The sequence below is a fragment of the Fibrisoma montanum genome, assembly GCF_003583365.1.
GTDB classification, from domain to species: Bacteria; Bacteroidota; Bacteroidia; order Cytophagales; family Spirosomataceae; genus Fibrisoma; species Fibrisoma montanum.
Map to the genome: position 1 here is coordinate 132,442 of NZ_QXED01000002.1, position 19,274 is coordinate 151,715.

General features: G+C 55.7%; 17 protein-coding genes. 5 read left to right on the top strand and 12 right to left on the bottom strand.

All coding sequences use genetic code 11. The annotated features are described in order from the left end of the window. The gene (locus tag DYU11_RS06400; RefSeq protein WP_119666833.1) at positions 1-936 is read right to left on the bottom strand and encodes an NAD(P)/FAD-dependent oxidoreductase; all 936 of its coding nucleotides are present in this window, start codon (positions 934-936) and stop codon (positions 1-3) included. 442 nt (positions 937-1,378) lie between these two features. Between DYU11_RS06400 and DYU11_RS06405 the strand changes: the two genes are divergently transcribed. From DYU11_RS06405 to DYU11_RS06425, 5 genes are all read left to right on the top strand, one after another. Then, complete coding sequence (locus tag DYU11_RS06405; protein ID WP_119666834.1) at positions 1,379-1,948, top strand: TetR/AcrR family transcriptional regulator; 570 nt, start codon at positions 1,379-1,381, stop codon at positions 1,946-1,948. Between the two features lie 52 nt (positions 1,949-2,000). Next, the gene (locus tag DYU11_RS06410; RefSeq protein ID WP_119666835.1) at positions 2,001-2,858 is read left to right on the top strand and encodes an SDR family NAD(P)-dependent oxidoreductase; all 858 of its coding nucleotides are present in this window, start codon (positions 2,001-2,003) and stop codon (positions 2,856-2,858) included. 12 nt (positions 2,859-2,870) lie between these two features. Further along, on the top strand, positions 2,871-3,290 hold the full coding sequence (locus DYU11_RS06415; protein ID WP_119666836.1) for a DUF6069 family protein: 420 nt from the start codon (positions 2,871-2,873) through the stop codon (positions 3,288-3,290). Between the two features lie 335 nt (positions 3,291-3,625). Next, positions 3,626-6,688, top strand: a complete 3,063-nt coding sequence (locus DYU11_RS06420) for a SusC/RagA family TonB-linked outer membrane protein (protein WP_229365719.1) — start codon at positions 3,626-3,628, stop codon at positions 6,686-6,688. A 104-nt stretch (positions 6,689-6,792) separates the two neighbouring features. After that, a complete protein-coding gene (locus tag DYU11_RS06425; RefSeq protein ID WP_119666837.1) occupies positions 6,793-8,469 on the top strand; it encodes a RagB/SusD family nutrient uptake outer membrane protein in 1,677 nt (558 codons plus the stop codon). Positions 8,470-8,658: 189 nt separating this feature from the next. Here the strand turns inward: DYU11_RS06425 and DYU11_RS06430 are convergent, their stop codons facing one another. From DYU11_RS06430 to DYU11_RS06480, 11 genes are all read right to left on the bottom strand, one after another. Then, on the bottom strand, positions 8,659-9,249 hold the full coding sequence (locus DYU11_RS06430; protein WP_119666838.1) for a TetR/AcrR family transcriptional regulator: 591 nt from the start codon (positions 9,247-9,249) through the stop codon (positions 8,659-8,661). An 81-nt stretch (positions 9,250-9,330) separates the two neighbouring features. Then, complete coding sequence (locus tag DYU11_RS06435) at positions 9,331-10,089, bottom strand: SDR family oxidoreductase (RefSeq protein ID WP_119666839.1); 759 nt, start codon at positions 10,087-10,089, stop codon at positions 9,331-9,333. Positions 10,090-10,119: 30 nt separating this feature from the next. After that, positions 10,120-10,734: an SAM-dependent methyltransferase gene (locus tag DYU11_RS06440; RefSeq protein WP_119666840.1), complete on the bottom strand. Its 615-nt coding sequence runs from the start codon at positions 10,732-10,734 to the stop codon at positions 10,120-10,122. Between the two features lie 89 nt (positions 10,735-10,823). Beyond that, the gene (locus DYU11_RS06445) at positions 10,824-11,474 is read right to left on the bottom strand and encodes an MOSC domain-containing protein (RefSeq protein WP_119666841.1); all 651 of its coding nucleotides are present in this window, start codon (positions 11,472-11,474) and stop codon (positions 10,824-10,826) included. 97 nt (positions 11,475-11,571) lie between these two features. Further along, positions 11,572-13,401: a glycoside hydrolase family 15 protein gene (locus DYU11_RS06450; RefSeq protein ID WP_119666842.1), complete on the bottom strand. Its 1,830-nt coding sequence runs from the start codon at positions 13,399-13,401 to the stop codon at positions 11,572-11,574. 110 nt (positions 13,402-13,511) lie between these two features. Continuing rightward, entirely contained in the window at positions 13,512-14,564 is a 1,053-nt protein-coding gene (rhaT, locus tag DYU11_RS06455; protein ID WP_119666843.1) for an L-rhamnose/proton symporter RhaT, read from the bottom strand. Positions 14,565-14,776: 212 nt separating this feature from the next. Further along, on the bottom strand, positions 14,777-15,712 hold the full coding sequence (locus DYU11_RS06460) for a cation diffusion facilitator family transporter (RefSeq protein WP_119666844.1): 936 nt from the start codon (positions 15,710-15,712) through the stop codon (positions 14,777-14,779). 6 nt (positions 15,713-15,718) lie between these two features. Beyond that, positions 15,719-17,950 (bottom strand): TonB-dependent receptor, encoded by a 2,232-nt coding sequence (locus DYU11_RS06465; RefSeq protein ID WP_119667484.1) that lies wholly within the window; start codon positions 17,948-17,950, stop codon positions 15,719-15,721. A 70-nt stretch (positions 17,951-18,020) separates the two neighbouring features. After that, positions 18,021-18,338 carry a DUF6660 family protein gene (locus DYU11_RS06470; RefSeq protein WP_119666845.1) on the bottom strand — a complete coding sequence of 106 codons (318 nt, stop codon included), beginning with the start codon at positions 18,336-18,338 and terminating at the stop codon, positions 18,021-18,023. Between the two features lie 125 nt (positions 18,339-18,463). Beyond that, positions 18,464-18,787, bottom strand: coding sequence for a DUF3817 domain-containing protein (locus tag DYU11_RS06475; protein WP_119666846.1), 324 nt, complete (start codon positions 18,785-18,787; stop codon positions 18,464-18,466). Positions 18,788-18,798: 11 nt separating this feature from the next. Continuing rightward, positions 18,799-19,263 (bottom strand): hypothetical protein, encoded by a 465-nt coding sequence (locus tag DYU11_RS06480; RefSeq protein ID WP_119666847.1) that lies wholly within the window; start codon positions 19,261-19,263, stop codon positions 18,799-18,801. Positions 19,264-19,274 lie beyond the last annotated feature (11 nt).

The following is a 19,274-nucleotide window of genomic DNA, read 5'->3' on the forward strand; positions in this document are numbered from 1 at the left end:
TTAGCTGCTAACGATGGATAGTTTCAGAGCGATATCGTCTTCGATCATCTCTTTGTTGATCCAGGCACCGGCTTTGGCTCCGCTGGCGACGGCGATAGCTACCTGTCGGAAGGGCGTACTAATGTCGCCGGCTACAAACAAACCGGGTACGTCGGTTTGCCCCATCTCGCCTGCCTTGACCAGTCCCATCTCGGTCAGCTTACAGCCCAGCTGTTCGGCCAGATCCGAATGCTGCCGGAACGGTACGCGGCTAAACACAGCGCTTAGTTCGTGCCGCGATCCGTCCGAGAACGCCAGGGCTTCAAGATTCCCAGCCTGATGAACAAGGTGCGTCACTGACCGCTCATCAACCGGAACGCCCAATTGCTCAATGAGCTGCTGTTGCTCGCCGGTCAGCGTAGCAGGGCCATTGGTGAACAAGGTCAGGTTGCGGCTCCAGTTCTGGATTAGACGCACCAGGTCGTAGGCCATATCGCCGTTCGCCAGGATACCCAGCGGCTGACCGTGCACCTCGTAGCCGTGGCAATAGGGGCAATGCAGTATCGTGCGGCCCCAGCACTCGGCAAAGCCCGGAATGTCGGGCATAACGTCTGCCAGGCCAGTAGCGATCAATAGCTTCCGGCTGCGGTACGGCTGCCCGGACTGGGTTTCTACCCAAAAGCCATTGTCGTCCGGCCGGGCCTGGGTGACTTTGTCGGAAAGAAACGAAACCGTCGGGTAGGCGAGGACCTGCTCTTTGGCGATGGTCGCGATCTGGCCCGGTGTGTCACCGTCACGGGTTAGAAAGCCATGCGAATGGGGCGTTTGGCGGTTGCAGGGCTTGCCACTGTCGATGATGAGGACGGTACGTAGCGACCGACCGAGCGTCATAGCGGCACTCAATCCGGCGTAACTACCTCCTATGATTATGACATCGAAACTGCTTGTTGATTTCATTTGCCAGGGTGTTTGAACTGAAGAAACACAAAGCTAACCCTATTTTTCTTAATTGCAACAATGTTGCATTAATAAACGTGTGGATAAAAAGCAAAACACCGAAGTTTCCGGCGTAGACTTTAGCGGCTACAACCTTAATTTTGTTACGTTAGTAATCACCAGCAGGGCGAAAATCAGCCAGTAAACGGCAACTCGTTGACCATGATTAAGTCAGAGCACTCTTTCGTAATCTTTATTTTTTGTCATGCTGACGCAGGAAGCAGCTCCGGTAGTCAGATAAACATGTCAACCGAAGATGCTTCCTGCGTCAGCATGACAAAAATAAACTACTGGCATTTCGTTGATCAACTATGGGAAGACTCGTAACCTTTGTGGGTCAATGTTTCATAAATTTCTGGATCTAATCAGAACTTTTATTTTGTAACACTGTTATAAGACTGAAATGTCACGGAAAGCCGAATACCAGGAGTCACTTAAGCAGGATATTCTCTACCAGACCCTCACCCTGGCGGGCGAAGAAGGCTGGCCGGGCGTATCCACCCGTAAAATTGCTGATCGGCTCCAGACAAGTACCACGGCAATCTACCACTACTTTGGTGGGAAAGATGCTATTCTGGCTGAACTGCAGCGGGAAGGCTTTCGGCAGCTATGCGACGCTCAACTGGCCGCTTTAGCCCAACGACCCGATAAGCCTAAGAAACAGTTGAAAGCGGTATCGCTGGCTATGCTGCACTTCGCCCGGCAGAATCCGGAACAGTATGCGCTCATGTTTAACCTGGATGGAGCCGTTTGTCACAGCGATGCCGGCGACGAAGCGATGGAAGGCATTCATCAAATCCGGGGGGTGCTGCAAAAGTTAACTGATGATAACGTCGAGTCGGTCTTTATGCACTGGTTTGCCCTCATGCAGGGGTTTGTTGCCCTGGCCCGGCATGATTGCCACCCGGAAGCAACGGATCGCTTTGAGCAACTGGTCGAAGAGGCCATTGACCGATTTATAAAGGGCTTGTAAGCCTTTTATTTTTTGCCTGATTGAAAACACTGTTATAAAATAAAGCAATGGTATGAAACAGGTAGCAGTACTGATTGGCGCAACCGCGGGTATTGGCAAAGAGACCGCCCGGCTCCTGGCGCGGGAAGGGTATCGTGTACTTCTGGTTGGCCGTAACCAGACAGCCGGACAGGCGCTGGCAACTGAGCTACAGGGCTCGTTCATTCAGGCCGACGTGTCGCTAATGAGCGACGTACGTCGGGTTGCGGATCAGGTCGGTCAATTAACCGATACCTTGGATCTGATCATTCATACGGCCGATGTGCTGACGACGAAACGCCATGAAACCGCGGAAGGGTTCGAGGTATCGATTGCAACAAACTATTACGGCCGGTTTTTACTGAATCACCTGTTGCTCAACGAAGCGCCCGTGTATCGACCCGCCCGCATCATTCACGTAGCCGCGGCAGGATTTCCGGCAGGCAAAACGTTCAGGGCGAAGTTTCCGGTTGCGGCAACAGCCAGTGGTTTTACGGCCCACAACATCGGGCAAATTGCCAATGACTTTTACGGACTAGCACTGGCGGCTAAGCTGCAGCCGTCCGGAACGAAGGTCAATATCCTGAACCCGGGTCTGGTCGATACCGATATACGGCGCCGGGGCGACTTTCCGGGCTGGTTCAAAGCAGTTGAACCTGTGTTTGACTGGTTGCTCAGGCCCTGGATCACAAAACCCCACGACTACGCGCAAGTTGTAGTCGACATTGCGACCGGACGTAACGCTGAGGCCGATCAATCGGTGCTGATCAACCGCAAAGGCAAATCCATTCAACCGTCGACGGCCTTGCTGGACAACGAACTGCGTAACTACGTCTGGGAGCAGACCGCGCAGCTTACCGGACTTACAACTACATCAATGCTTACCAATTAAACCGTTTATTGTATGGAAACCCGGATTACATCTACCCCCCGTGTCGGCCGAGTGCTGTCGCTGGCCGCTATTGCCGGTAGTATATCGGCTATTATTAATGTCCTGCTGTTTCAGATTGGCCTGACCACGGGCGCTATTCCCGGCGATCTGATCATCCCGAATGCCGGTGAACCGCTGAGTGCTGTGCCGGTTATTATTGCTTCCATATTCCCATCTCTAGTGGCGGGTGTGGTGCTGGTAATCCTGAACCGGTTCACGAAAAATCCACTGCGGATTTTCAATAGTCTGGCGGTCGTTATTTTTCTGCTTTCGTTTTTCTCGCCGTTTAGCATCCCTAATGCGCCGATGGGAATGGTAGTGATTCTGGAACTGATGCACATTGTAGTGACGGGCGCCGTTCTATATATCTTCAATCGATTCGCTCGCAGCTAGCTGTAAAGACGACCGTTCAAGGCCCGGGCACACGCATTTCCATGAAATGCGTGTGCCCGGGCCCATTTTGTTAAATTATCTTATTCATTGGTACCGGTCCGTTAATCCACTCATAATATTTATTTGTAATTGATCCGGAAAAAATTGAATATTATCGCCAGTTACTGATTGATTAACAGCTATATCTATAATTAAATGCTGGAAAAGTTTATAAAAGCTCAGGACCGTTTACTGGCTAATTGATGAGTGTATTATCAATTCTTTAATTCCCCCTCAACGCATTCCGACTGACGACGCATACCCGGAAATTTGTGGTTGAATTTAAACTTCCTGCTATGGATTTTTTTTATCATCTTCTCTCTTCGCTGACCGCTCGGTTTCGTTGGGGAATGCTGCCGCTACTAATCGCGGTGGCCATCCTGCCTGCTGGTGCATGGGCAAACGACACGTTGCTGGATCAGCCTGCGAACACACCAAGCCAAACTAACCAGCCCAAAGCCGATATTACGGTTAGCGGCCGGGTCACCGATGCTACTACGAATGAAGCGCTGGCCGGTTGCACCGTTCTGCTGAAAGGTACGCAGCGCGGTACTACCACCGATGCTTCCGGTAACTTCCGGATTGCGGTACCCAACGAAGACGCAGTGCTTGTTATCGGTTTCATCGGGTTTGTATCCCAGGAAATCCCTGTCGGCAATCGCGCCACTATAAACGTAGCGCTCGCTCCGTCGGCGTCGGAACTGGCGCAGGTCGTTGTGATCGGGTATGGTACCACCACCAAGAAAGACGCGACGGGTGCGCTGACCACCGTAAAAAGTACCGAATTCAACCGGGGTATCATCAACTCACCCGAACAGCTCCTGCAGGGTAAGGTAGCCGGGGTGAACGTTACGTCGGCGAGTGGCGAACCCGGTGGCCGGCAGAACATTACCGTACGCGGCCCCGGTGGCGTTCGGACGGGCAGTACGCCCCTGTTTGTTCTGGATGGTATTCCGCTGGACAACTCCAGCACGGGCGGGGCCACCAATCCGCTGAGCTTCCTGAACCCGCAGGATATCGAAGCCATCGACGTCCTGAAAGATGCGTCGGCAACGGCAATTTACGGTGCCCGGGGTGCCAACGGTGTTATTTTGATTACGACCAAAAAGGGGAAAGCCGGTACGTCGAACCTGACCCTTTCGAGTAACGTCGGTATTTCGAATATGGCCCGTCCGATCGACGTGTTTACGGCCGACGAGTTCCGCCGGCAGGTGGTAGCCGTAGGGGGTGTGCTGGATGATCAGAATGCGTCGACGGACTGGCAGCGCGAGATCAGCCGGACGGCCGTTACGCAGGATTACAACATCGGCCTGAGCGGTGGCAGCGACAAGCTGACGTACTACGGATCGCTGAGCGTACAAAACCAGGAGGGCATTCTGAAAAACAGCCAGTTCAACCGCTACACCGGTCGCTTCAACGCTTCGCAGAAGTTCCTGGAAGACCGGCTTACGCTGGATGTGAACCTGACGGCTTCGCAGACCTTCAACGAACGCCCGCCCATCGAAAGCATTGTCGGAGCCGCTATCTCGGCGAACCCGACCTACCCGGCATACGATGCTACGGGCGCACCGGCCCGCTACCAGGCCTTTACAAACCCGCTGCTGACGCTGAATCTGCAGAAAGACATCACGACGATCAACCGGGTGGTGGCCAGCGTGTCGCCTTCGTTCAAGATCACTAAAGACCTCATCTATAAACTGAATCTGGGCGTCGACAATGCCAGCTCAACGCGGGATCTGCAGTCGCTGGCCAACACGGTTCCGCAGCAGGACGGACGGCTCGAAAGCATCTACGGTAACAACCGGAACGTACTGATCGAGAATTATTTCACCTACACCCGGGGCTGGAACAATCACAACCTGACGGCGCTGCTGGGTCACTCGTACCAGAAGTTTTCAATTTCGGGCCGGAACTGGAGCATCAACCGATTCCCGATTTCGCCCATTGAGCCGATTTATAACCCCGGTCTTGGTCAGGACCTGACGCTGGCCAACAACCGACCGGGTGGGTTTGCGCTCGAAAACGAACTGCAGTCGTTTTTCTCGCGGGTCAACTATGCCTACCGCGATCGGTATCTGCTGACGGCGACGGTACGGGCCGACGGATCGAGTAAGTTTGGGGCCAACAATAAGTACGGTGTTTTCCCGTCGTTCTCGGCGGGCTGGCGTTTGTCGGAAGAGCCGTTCCTGCAGTCAGGACCGTTCTCTGACCTGAAACTGCGGGCCGGCTGGGGTCAGACTGGTAACCAGGAGATTCCGTCGAAAATCACCCAGGCGCTGTTTACATCGAACGTATCGGCAACGACCAGCTATCCCCTCGACAACTCGACGACTTTCCCGGCCGGAACCACCTACACCCGACTGGCGAACCCCGACATTCAGTGGGAGGTATCGACCCAAACCGACATTGGTCTGGATTTTGGCCTGTTCAAAGGTGCCCTGACGGGTACGCTCGACTACTTCCGCAAGGTATCGGGTAAAATCCTGCTCGAAGTAATCCCGGCCGACCCCATCCAGCCGGCGGCTACCTACTGGACCAACGTACCGGACATGACCATCACCAACCAGGGCGTTGAACTGGGGCTGAACTACCGCTACGTCAGCCAGAGCGGCCTGCGCTTCGACCTCGGGGGGAACGTTACGTTCATTAAGAACGTAGTGAACAACTCGCCATACACGGTGATTACGTCGGGGTCGGCAACGGGGGCTGGTCTGACCTCCGCTACCGTGAACGGCTACGTCAACGGCCAGCCGATCGGTACGTTCTTCCTGCGCGAGTACACCGGCATCGACGACAAGGGCGTGAGCATTTACCGCGACATTGACGGCGACGGTATCGGCGGAACGGACAAAGACCGGATTGCGGCCGGCAGTGCGCTGCCCACGCGGCAGTACAACGTGAACGGCAGCGTGTCGTTCAAAGGCTTCGACCTGACGGCCAACTTCAACGGTGTGTCGGGCAACAAGCTGTACGACAACACGGCCAACGCGTTCTTCTACAAAGCTCGTCTGGTGAAAGGCCTGAACGGTCCGGCTGAGTCGGTGGGTGAGCCGACCGAATCGATCAATAACTCGGCACCGGTATCGACCCGCTTCCTGAAAGACGGTGCGTTCTTCCGGCTGAACAACCTGACGCTGGGATACAACCTGAACCCGCAGCTGATCGGGATGAAACGGTGGATATCGAACATCCGCCTATCGGCCACCGGCCAGAACCTGTTCGTCATCACGAAGTACAACGGCTACGATCCGGAAGTGAACACCGACCGGACGGTTAACGGCATTTCGTCGTATGGTATCGACTACCTGAGCTACCCGAAAGCCCGCTCGTTTGTGTTTGGCCTGAATGTGACGTTTTAATTAGTTCGTGGTTTGTGGTTCGTAGTTTGTGATTAGCACCTGCCTGTTTCAGGACCGTTAACCACAGACTATGAATCACAAACTACAAACCTGAAACTATAATCATGAAAAAGATATTCATCTCAACCATAACACTGCTCAGCCTGCTGTCGCTGAACAGTTGTACCGATCTGAACGAGAACGTCCTGGACGAAGCCTCAGCAAGCGGTCTGACCGATAAACAAGCCGCCGATGGCAATATTGCCCCGGTGTATGCCCGCCTGCCGGACGTGTTCACGCACACGACCTACTTTGCCATTCAGGAAATCTCGACCGACGAGGCTATTCTGCCGTATCGGGGTGGTACGGACTGGGGCGACAACGGAATTTACATTGCCATGCACCAGCATACCCACACCAGCACCGATCCGAACCTCCGGAATACGTGGCTGCTGCTGGCCCAGGGCATTTCGCGGTCGGTTACGGCGCTGAACACGCTGCCGACGATCAACGATCCGAACGTAAAAACGTACATCGCCGAAGCGCGGGGTATGCGGGCGTATTACAACATGCTGCTGCTCGATCTGTTCGGGCTGGTATTTGTAAAAAATGACCCGCAGTCGAATTCAGAAATCCTGCGGGGTGAACCGGCGCTCGAATACATAAAGAGTGAGCTTCTGGCCGTAGAGCCGGATCTGCTGACGACGGTTGGTCCGGGTCGGTTGACTAAAGGAGCCGCGTGGGGCTTGCTGGCCCGGCTGCACCTAAATGCGGCCGTGTACCGGGATCGCTACGCTGCCCAGTTCACGTTCAAGCCCGAGGATATGGACAAGGTGGTGGAGTACTGCGACAAGATTATCAGTTCAGGGCAGTACCAGTTGTCGCCGGATTATTTCTCGATCTTTAACGACAACAACCACGACAATAAAGAGCTGATTTTTGCGGTTGATCAGCGCGCCGAGCTGAACGGTCACAACCGTCTGGCGTACTTCTCGCTGTCGGGCGACCAGTTCCCGCTGCCGGCATTCCCGGGGGCCAACGGCACGGATGGCCCGGCCATCACGCCGGATTTTTACCGTACCTGGACGAGCGCCTATGCGCCCAGCGACCCGGCTGGGGTTGACCCGCGTTTTTACAAAAAGAACATGAACATCCCCGCCGATTCGTGCGCGGCTGCCGCTGATATCGTTATGGACCGGGGTATTCTGCGTGGCCAGCAGTATGGTTTGCTGCGGGTGAACGGCGCGTTTGTGCGGTGCGGCAACAACTACCGGCTTGGCAAGCTGTTCAACGTAACGCGGAACCGGCCCACGCTGCCCGTAAACTTCACCGAACAGGTTGACTTCAGCGTAGCGGGGAGCAACTACAACACGGGTTACCGGGTACTGAAGTACGAATTCGGTAAGAAATCACAATCCGGCAGGAACCTGGGCGATGCCGATATTTCGATTGTCCGTCTGGCCGATGTATACCTGATGCGGGCCGAAGCAAAATTGCGGAAGAGCAACGATGCGGCTGCTGCCCTGACCGACGTGAACACCGTCCGGGCCGCCCGGACGGCCATCAAGCCGGCCCCGGCCCTGACGACCATGAACCTTGATCTGCTGTTCCGCGAGCGTGGTTTTGAACTTTACTGGGAGTGCCTCCGGCGCACGGACATGATCCGGTTCGGTAAGTACGAAGGTACCTGGACCGAGAAGACCAACGCCGATCGGCAGAAGCGGATCTTCCCGATTCCGCAAACGGCCATCGACGGTGCGTCGAACATTCCGGGTTATCTGGCGCAGAATCCCAGTTATTAATACCTACGTGCCTTTGCTGCGCCGGATTATCCTGAAAAGGCTCTGGCTAGAACGCCGAAGCGATTTTGACGTAGTATAACGGATACCGTAGCAACGTAAACCGGCCCTGTTTCTCACGGAGAAGCAGGGCCGGTTGTTTTATGGCCAGCGGTTTTTCTGCCCAAGCAGGTGCCTGCTGAGCCCGTCTGGTTAGTCGATCGGTTGCAACGTACTCATGGCCACGTCCATTACCGCCTGCATAGCCGACAGGTCCGGGCGGGCCCGGCTCATAACCTTCAAGCCCGTAAACGTCGTGAATAAGAAACGGGCCAGATCAGCCGCCGAATGTGCCCGGTTGATACTGCCTTCCCGCTGACCGCGCTCAATAACCTGCCGGAGCCGCTCTTCAAACGTTCGTTGATTGGCGGCAACAATCCGGGCAATTGCCGGGTCATGCGGGGCCAGCTCAATCGTAGCATTGACAAGGAAGCACCCTTTTTGCTGCGGATCATCGACCGATTGCCGAATGCCACCGGTAAACAAATCCCGTAGCAGGTCGATGGCCGGCCGAGACTGATCCATCCACTGACAAAAGCCGTTGTGTTCGGCATCGCGGTAGTGTTCCAGCGCTTTTATGTACAACTCGCGCTTGTCGCCGTAGGTGTCGTACAGACTGGCGCGGTTGATCCCGAGTCCATCCACCAGGTCCTGCACGGACGTAGCTTCGTAGCCCCGGCACCAGAACAGGTTCACGGCTTTCTGCAGAACGGCTTCTTCGTCAAATGCTTTGGGTCGCGGCATATACAGGAATAGCTTAGTTATAACGGTCAGAGCTATAACTACACTACGTGGAATGTTCGTTCCAAAACTACGCAAAAAAAATTATAGCGTCACCATACCACCGTCGGCGATGAGTTCGGCACCGAGCACAAACGACGAGTCGTCGGAAGCGAAGAACACGGCTATTTTGGCGATTTCGTCCGGCGAGCCGAACCGGCCCAGGGGTACCTGCCCAACGATGCTTTGACCCATCTGTTGAAGCTGCTCTTCGGAAATCTGCAGTTTTTCGACGCTGTGCATGGGCGTAACGACCGGGCCGGGGCTAACGGCATTGACCCGAATCCGACGCGGCAGCAACTCAGCCGACAGGTTGCGTACCAGCGAAATCAGGGCGGCTTTGCTGGCTGCGTAGGCGCTGGCGCCGGGCATACCCATGTGCGCATTGACGGAGGTGTTCAGCAAGATGGAACCGCCCGCGGGCATCAGTGGCAAGATGCTCTGGATGGTAAAGTAAGCGCCTTTGAAGTTGATGTCCATGTTGTAATCAAACACATCCTCGGTCATGGCGTCAATCGGCGCAAATTTGCCAACCCCTGCGTTGACGAACAGCACATCAACCCGTTCGGTAATAGCTGTAACCTGATCGCCCAGTTGCCGGATGTCGGCCATGCTGCTGGCGTCTGAGACGATGCCGGTTACGTTCTCGCCGAGTTCCTGAGCTGCGTTCTGAACGGAGTCGGCGTTACGACCGGTAATGATCACGTGTTCGGCTCCCTCGGCCAGAAATGCCTGAGCGGTGGCAAAGCCAATGCCGCTGTTACCGCCCGTAATGACGGCGATTTTTCCTTGTAAGCGATTCATAAGTAGTGGTTTTAAGAAAAGAATAAGACATTACAATTTTAAAGCGATTAACCGGGTGACATGCGCCGGGCCGTGGTGATACGCTCCCTCCGCCAGCGTAATCGACTCGTTGTTGAGTTGTTGGATGGAAAAACCCTCCGCAAAAACGGCGCGCAACTCCTCGACGGTATAGCAAAACTCTGGCGCGTTGGGCCCACCCGACGGATTTCCGATTTGCCTGGGGTGAAAGCCCTCAAGAATCAGCGTGCCGCCTGGTTTAAGTAACCCGGCAAAGCGGACCAGCATGTCACGACGTGGAGCAGGGGCAAGGTGTACGTAGATCAATGCCAGCGCATCATAGCGCGTCTGGGTATCAAACGTGAGTAGATCCGCTAGTTCGTAGCCGATGCTGACACCCCGTTGGGCCGCCAGCCGGAGGGCTTTCTGCCGACCTTCTTCGCTGAAGTCAAAGGCGTCAACGTGCCAGCCCTGCGATGCCGCATAGACTGCATTACGGCCTTCACCTTCGGCGGGCAGCAGTAAGTGCCCCGGCTGAAGTGAACGTAGTGCCTGAGCGAAAAACTGGTTGGGCTGCGTACCGTACACAAACTCGGCCTCGCTGTATCGATCGTCCCAGAAGCGATTCGCCTGAAAGGGTGCCTGCATTTTAGAATGATTGTTCTGAAACAAAGGTAAACGTATTAGAACGAGCATTCCAAATAAAACATCGAAAATTTTAAATGTAACGCGGACCGTTACTTTTCGATCGACCAGCGAAACCGCTTGAAATGATTTTTGAGATTTTTAGCGAGAAAGGGGTGATTGACCAATTGATCCATTCGTTCGGAATTGGCGCTGCGTGAAAAATAGACCTCAGCAACATCGCGGATACTCAGGCTGCGGTCCGGTTCTTCTTCCAGCGTAATGGAATCCCCAGCCTGTACATCGCCTTCGTCCAGAACCCGGAAATAAATGCCACAGCGCATGGCGTTGCTGAATGTCCTGACCATACTGCGGTCGTTGAACCGGGCGTTCAGCTTGAAACATGGAAAGCGGGGCTGCGCTACCTGTAGCCGGGCGCTGCCAACCCGGTAAACACTGCCGATGTAAACAACCGGATCCGGAAGTCCGTCGGTAGTCAGGTTTTCGCCGAACAGGCCGTAGGTCCAGTCAGGCCAGTCGAGCTGCTGTTTCCAGTAGGCGTAATGGTCGATGTCATAGGCGTACACGGCTTTATCAGGCCCGCCGTGTACGCTGAGATCGGCCTGCTGATCACCGGCTACGTTCAGCCGGCTGATACGTAGCCGTGTCGTCACCGGGGATTTAAAGATGCCGGTGCTAACCGGTTTGCCCTGCCACTCAATCACCTGGGGCAGCCCTACGTTGACAGAAACGATACGTTGCATTTCCAAAGACGAATGACACGTAACTTACTAAAAACAATCTGGGCAAAAGCAGGCGAACAGGATGGTTAGCCGGGTTTTACTCCCCAAAACAGGTATGTTAATACGACTGGAAGCTGTCCAGCCGTCGGTTCAGGTCAAAAGCGGCACTGATTAGCCCGAGGTGGGTGAACGCCTGCGGGAAATTGCCGAGGTGCTCACCGCGTTTGCCCAACTGCTCGGCAAACAAGCCCAGGTGGTTGGAGTACGACAGCATCTTCTCGAACAGCAGCCGGGCCTTGGAGAGTTGCCCCGCCCGCGACAGGCACTCGACGTACCAGAAACTACACATCGTGAAGGTTCCCTCTTCGCCTTCCAGCCCGTCGATGGCCCCCGAATCGAGCCGGTAGCGGTGCACCAGCGAGTCGGAGATGAGTTCGCGCTCGATTGCCTCCAGCGTGGAGAGCCAGCGGGGTTCGTGGGGATGGATGAACCGTACGAGCGGCATCAGCAGGGCGGACGCATCGAGTGCGTTGCCGCCTTTAAACTGCACAAACGCCTGTTTTTCTTCATTCCAGAAGTTGTCATAGACGTCGCGGTAGATCTCGTCGCGACTGGTGCGCCACCGGTCGATAGGCGAAGGAAACGAGCGGTGTTCCACCACTTTGATGGCCCGGTCGAGGGCTACCCAGCACATAAGCCGCGATTGCAGAAATTCACACTCCTGGCTACGTACCTCCCAGATGCCGTGGTCGGGCCGGCTCCAGTTATCGCAGACGAATTCGATCTGCCGCTCCATCTTCTTCCAGAAGGCGTAGGTGACGGCCCCGTGGTATTTGTCGTAGAGGTAAATCGAGTCCATCAGCTCCCCGTAGATATCGAGCTGAAACTGGGAATAGGCTGCGTTGCCGATGCGAACCGGGGCCGAGTTGCGGTAGCCGCTCAATTGATCCAGTTCCTCTTCGGGCAGCTCGCGTCGGCCGTCCAGCGTATACATGAGCTGAAGGGTTTCGCCGGCCTCGTCGATGGTATCAAGCTCCTGCTCAATCCAGTGCATAAAGGCCGCTGCTTCTTCCATGAACCCCAGGCGCAGGAACGCGTACATCGTGAAAGCCGCATCCCGAATCCAGGTAAAGCGGTAATCCCAGTTCCGGTTTCCGCCAATAACCGAGGGCAGACCAAAGGTCGGGGCGGCTACGGTCGACCCGAACTGGAAAGACGTGAGTAGTTTCAGGGTCAGGGCAGACCGGTTGACCATTTCCCGCCAGCGCCCGGTATACTGCGATCGGCCAATCCAGGTTTTCCAGAAATCGACGGTGGCTTCAAAATCGGTCGTAGTGTAGAAGTGAATGGCATCCTCTGCGCTCCGTATTTCGTCGTCCGACGAGGATTCGATTACAAAATGGGCTTGTTCCACTTCACTCAGCGTAAACTCCGCGTACACGTCCGGGCCGTCGATGGTCATCGGTACGTTGCTCATAAGCCGAAACGACGATTTTGGATTCGACAGGCTGGTGAACATGATTTCGTGCGGACCACCTTCGATGCGGTGTTCAGCGCGGGCGTAGTCGAACCGGGGCATGCACCGCATCCTGAACGGTACGTTACCGCGGGTGATCGATACCGTTCGTACCAGTACGCAGTTGCGTTCAGACGTTTTTACCGGCATAAAGTCGGTAATTTCGGCGACACCCGCTTCTGACAGGAAGCGCGTGACCAGTACGGTGGTATCGGGCAGATACAGCTGTTTGGTGTCAGCGTCGTCCAGCCGGGGGGTAATTTCAAACGTTCCGCCCCGCTCGGCATCCAGCATGGCGCCGAACAGACTCGGCGAGTCGAAGCGGGTGAAGCACATGAAATCGATGGAGCCCGACATGGAAACCAGCGCAATGGTGTGCAGATTACCAATGATACCATAATTGCCGATGGGTTGATACGCCCCTTCGTTCATACGTACAGTGAATTAGGTGACCATAACGACGTACCGGACGAACCGGGTTTAGCCGCTATCATTACCATTCAAGCGCTTTTATGGCCGTATGGTTTTGAAAAGCCCGAAATTTACAGGGAATTACCAATGCCCACCAGAACAATCGAGATCAGAATCACGATCAGTCCCGCCATAAAGGTGCGGAAGGTTCTGGACGATACGCCCGACCACTCCTTGAGATACAGCCCCCAAAGGTTGGCGGTCAGGATGATGGTCGCCATGTGGGTGATCCACGACGATGCGCCGTTACCCAGTTTACTCTCGCCCATGCCGTAGAAGAAGAACTGCAGAAACCACATGGTTCCGGCGATGCCCGCAAACAGAATGTTCGCTGTAATGGGCGTCTGGGGATTGGTGTAATCACGGAAGGTTCCGTTGCGGGCGTTGAGGTACATACACCACAGGAAGTTGGTCGTGAGGCCACCCCAGAGCAGCACGACGTAGGTTACATTGTTCTGAAACAACGGGTCGCTGCCCTGCCGGACAGCCTGGTCGGCCAGGGGCTCACCGGCTTCGATGCCGTAATTGAAGAACGCACTCAGGATGCCTGAAATAACGGCAATCACGAGCCCTTTGGTCAGGCTGAACTCTTTGACAGACGCTTTCTTTTCGGCATCGGTAAGTTCGGCTTCCTTCAGCATGCCGGCCCGGCCCGAGATGGCAATGCCGATCAGGCACACCAGTACGCCCAGCAGTACCAACCGGCCACCCGCCGAGCCCAGCATGTCGGTGAACGAGGCTTTACCCGCAACCGGGTGGAGGTTGTAGTAAATCGGTGGTACCAGCGCGCCAAAAGCGGAGGTGAAGCCCAGCACTACGGAGTTCCCCAGCGACATACCCAGAAAGCGAACCCCCAGGCCGTAGGTAAGTCCGCCGATGCCCCAGAGCAGGCCCATCAGAAACGTAATGGATTTGGTACTCATGTCGGCGGAGGCAATGATACCCGTGAAGTCAGGAATAGTCAGATAAGCCGCCAAAGGTGGCACGATCAGCCAGGAAAAAAGGCCGCCGACAATCCAGTAACTCTCCCAGGACCAACCCCGAACCTTGTTGAAGGGCATGTAGAAGCTGCCCGAGAATCCGCCACCAATGGTGTGGTAAATGATGCCTAAAAGTACCTGCATGTACGTCGCTACGGTGGCGGTTAAACGCCTGGGTTGATAGGATATCGTTTAAAGTCAAAAACGTGTGTTTTCATACTGATCGTCGTAGCGGGAAACCAGGACAACTTTTCGGTCAGGGCATCGAATTACGTCAACCTGGCTTCTGTGTATCACCCCAAACAACCTCTCAGGGGTTTGGAATGATACACACAAAAGAAAGTGAGTAACGCCAATCAGCAGTCGTCGGCCTTGCAGTCGTCGGCTGTTACCTCGGTTTCCAGCGTAGCGTGGCCGATGCTGCGGTGTTCGAGCCGGTGGCGGATGTCGTGCTTGAGAGCCGCTACCTGCGATGCGGTCAGGCCCGGTTGCAGCACAAGGTGGGCCGTCAACGCGTTTTCGGTCGTGCTCATCGCCCAGACATGGACGTGGTGGACATCGCGAACGCCCGCAACGGTCCGCAGGTCATTCATGACGGAGGTCAGATCGATAGTCGCCGGAACGCCGTCGAGGGAGAGCCGGACACTGTCGGAGAGCAGCTGCCAGGTTGAAACCAGAATCACGGCCGCCACAACCAGCCCCAGCGTTGGGTCGAGCCAGTACCAGCCCGTTGAGCCGATAACGAGACCGCCGACCACTACGGCCAGTGAGACCAGGGCGTCGGCAACCAGATGCAGGTAAGCCGACTTGATGTTGAGGTCGTGCTCTTTGTCGCGGAAGAACAGCAGCGCTGATACGCTATTGACCACGATGCCAAGGCCTGCGATCCAGGCAATCGGCCCGCCCGGAATCGGTTCGGGATAGCGGAACCGCTGCACACTTTCCCAGACGATAGCGCCGACCGCCACCAGCAGCAGGACCGCATTGATCAGCGACGCCAGCACGGTACTCTTGCGGTAGCCATACGTAAAGGTCTCGGTTCGGCGGACCTGCGCCAGTCGGAATGCCAGCAGGGACAGCAATAGCCCGGCTACGTCGCTTAGGTTATGCCCGGCGTCGGCTACCAGCGCCAGGGAGTTGTAGTAAAAACCCAGCCCGGCTTCGGCAACGACGTAGATGATGTTCAGCACCGCACCAATAATCAGGGCACGACTGACCGACGTCAGGGCTACCGGGCCGTGGCTATGACCGGCATGACCGTGGGTGTGCGTATGAGAATGATCGTGTGCCATAGGTCTCTAGAGCTTTAACTTAAAACCGCCGTTAATGATTCGGCCATCGGTTGGAGCGTAGATGTCGGTCACGAACGTAGGCTGTTGCGGGGCGCCTGTAACCAGCGGCTCAAACCGCGACTGCCGGACATCCAGGAAATTCTCGAAGTTGATGAACACACTGCCTTTCGTGTTCCGGCCCCAGCTCCACTTTTTCTCGATCATGTAGCCGATTGACCAGTACGGCCGCGTCAGACCGCCGTTTGAGCGCTGCTGCCGACCCGTATAGAATGCTTCGAACCCGGTTTTGAGCCGCTCGGTTTCGTAGAGCGTCGTCATGTAGAGCCGGTGTTTGGCCGTGAGCGGCAGGGCATCGCTGAGACCGTTATAATGCCGCTTGGTATCGATGAACGAGTACCCCAGAAATCCGTGGATGTCCTTATACACGACCCGGATGTTGGTTTCAAAGCCACGGGTATCGATGTGGCCACGGGCGTTGACGAGCTGCTGCGCCAGCGAGAATCCGATAAAATCCAGAATCACCGGACGATTCAGCCGGGTATAAAAAAATAACTGATTGATCGAGAGCGTCAGGTCATCGGTCAATTCGGTGCGGTAGTTGATGTCCCAGTTCAGCCCGGCCGACTCTTCCGACCGTACGTCGCGCACGGACGTCAGGCGAATGTTCCGGAATGACTGTCGTTCGGCTTCTTCCGTAAACAGGGTCGGAGCTTTGTAGCCCAGCCCGCCACCCAGTCGGCTTGTCCAGTGTTCCGAGGCCCGGTAGAGCAGGGAAAAGCGGGGCAGCAAAAAGAACTCGGGAGCCTCGCGGTCCGACGTACTGTAGGGCCGTGTTGTGACGAGGTCGCCCCGCAGGCCGCTTTCGAGACTCAGCGTTGGCGATAAGGTCAGCGTGTTCTGGATGAAAAGCCCGGTTATGCCCTGTTGGTACACCAGCAGGTCCGGCGCACTGCTGCTCAGCCGGTTTTCGTTCCGAAACTCGTCGGTCCAGAGGTTGGCGCCAAAAATCCAGTCCGATTTTTCCCGGTGTTTGAAATAACTGACTTCCGAAAAGGTGGAAACCTGGTTACCGTCAAATCGGTAAAAACTGGACGCTGTGCCGGTGGCTACTCCGATCGACCGCCTGAATTGCGAGAAACTGTTCTTAACGGTCAATGAAGCCGAATTGGCGAACCGTTTGTCCAGCCTGAACTGCGTCGCGACCCGTCGCGACTCGTTAGCTTCGGTGTATCCTTCGGCTGTCTGCTCCCGAATAACGGGAAGGAAACCGCCTGTTCGATCTTCATCGCTGTAGATCAGGCCGGCCGACACCGTCGTTGTTTCGTTCGGATACCAGAACAGTTTAGGCTGCAGGGTTGTCCGGCTGATCTGCGGAATGTCGGAAAACCGGTCGTTGTTGGGGTCGTAGGCCCGCTGCCGGTTGTGCGTGGCGTAGAGCGTAATGCCAAGTTTACCGTAGCGCTGCGCATAGTACCCGTTCAGGTCCAGCCCCAGCGCCGACGTACCATTGACCAGAAACGACAGCTCCCGCTCATCCGTTGGACTTTTCGTGATCAGGTTCACCAGCCCGGCAATGGCCCCACTGCCGTACAGCGTGGACTGGCAGCCTTTGATAACCTCAACCTGTTGTAGATTCAGGGGGGGAATCTGCAGCAGGCTGAGCCCGCTGGCAAATCCGCTGTACAGCGGAAAACCATCCTGCAGCAGTTGCGTGTACCGGCCGTCGAGACCCTGAATCCGCAGCGTCGCGTTGGCCGATGTAACGGAGGTCTGCTGCACCTGAATGCCGGTGCTTTCGCGCAGAATAACCGAGATGTTACCGGGCTGCATATTGGCCTTTTCGTCCAGCTCTTCGCCGTCGATGATTTCGACCCGGGTAGGCTCGTCGGCTACGGCGCGGCCCGTTCGCGTAGAAGTGACAATCACTTCCTCCAGCTCCTCCTCCGACGGGGCCATCGCGATCCGGAGCGTATCAGGTATGGGAATCGTAACCGGCTGCGTCAGGGTTTCGAACCCCACCCCTGATACCCGGATGCGCTGCGGACCGGCAGGTACGTTCCGGAGCGTCGCGTTGCCCGACTCATCCGTGACGGCACCATTGGTGGTGCCGAGCAGCAGAACGGCAGCACCGGGTATGGCTTGCTGGGTCAGGCGGTTCCGGACCTGGACCCGGAGCGAATCCTGCGCAAAGGCGCTTGTCGCAATACATAGTAATACGAATAAACAAACGTTTTTCATTGAGTTGAACGGATACAATGGAACAATCAGCCAGTAGATGACTGGCCGGAACAAAATCCATGAAAACCGTTCAGCGTTTTGGCGGCTGCCAGATGGACGCGATTACGTCCTCGTGTTGACTGGGATGGTAGGCAAACGTCGACGGATTGGATAACCGGCTGGCCGTTTGCGGGAGCAGAGTGCTCACCAGCGGTTGCGGTACCGTGAAGCCGACGCAGGTAGCGCAGTGGCAAAATGGGCTGCACGGGGCTTCGTGCTGCTCATTGCTGTCGTGGGATGCTGGAACACTGCTGGTTGAAACGGCATGGGCATGGCAGTCGCTGTCGGGGCAGGGGAGTCCTGTCAGGATCAGTACGTACATCGCCAAAAGCCAGATCAGCCGATTCATGGCGACAAATGTACGGGCGTATCAGGTGCAACAGGTAGTCAAAAACCAGGTTTGTGCTGGCTCCCGGGGGCGTGGTGTCGAATTTAAGAAACTGACACCACGATTCTCCCGGGTTTCTGCACTATCTATTTCCGTTCCGCTCCTTCCAGGGTGCGGGGCAGCATCTTCAGATCCACGTAGAACGTACCGAACGGAATAAACGAAGCCGCTGCGGCAATCAGCGTCTTGCGGACGTTCCACCGCAGGTCAATATTGGCCTGCACCAGATACAGAAGGTAGAGAATGAACAGAATACCGTGAATCATTCCTACGTTCTGGACCAGCCACGGCTGTCCCCAGACGTATTTGAGCGGCATGGCAATGAACAGCAGAACCAGAAACGAGATCCCTTCCAGCCAGGCAACCAGTTTAAATCGGCCGATGCGGGTAAAAAGCAGCTTGGATAGCATAGCGTGAATTGCTAGAATGTTCGGAAATAAGGCCGTTGCGCCAGGGGTGAAAAAGGCCAGGGCACGGCTATCAGTATAACAACAAGAGCGGCCAAAAAGTACAGCGCAACGGTGCGGTGTTTTGCCTGAGCCGGTTCCGCCCGGCGGCCGAATGACGAACCCAGGGTCAGAACCACGACCGCAATCAGCATCAGGCTGATGTGAATCAGGCCAAAGAAGCTGAATTCCAGCGATCCGATAACCGCGCTGAAGTTGGCCCGGAAATAGCTCGTAATCGGACTTTTGAAGTACAGCACAAACCCAATCAGCAACTGGAGGTGGGCAATGGACGTAGCGGAACTGCGAATGGCCGCGTCGGCTTTGGTATACGGTCGGTTGGTAAGCCAGCCATGCAGGGCGGCCAGCAGGGTGCTCAATAAAGTCAGCAGCACGAGCCACCGCAGGTAGGAGTGAAGAGGTAGAAGAATGTCGTACATCGTGGGTAAAG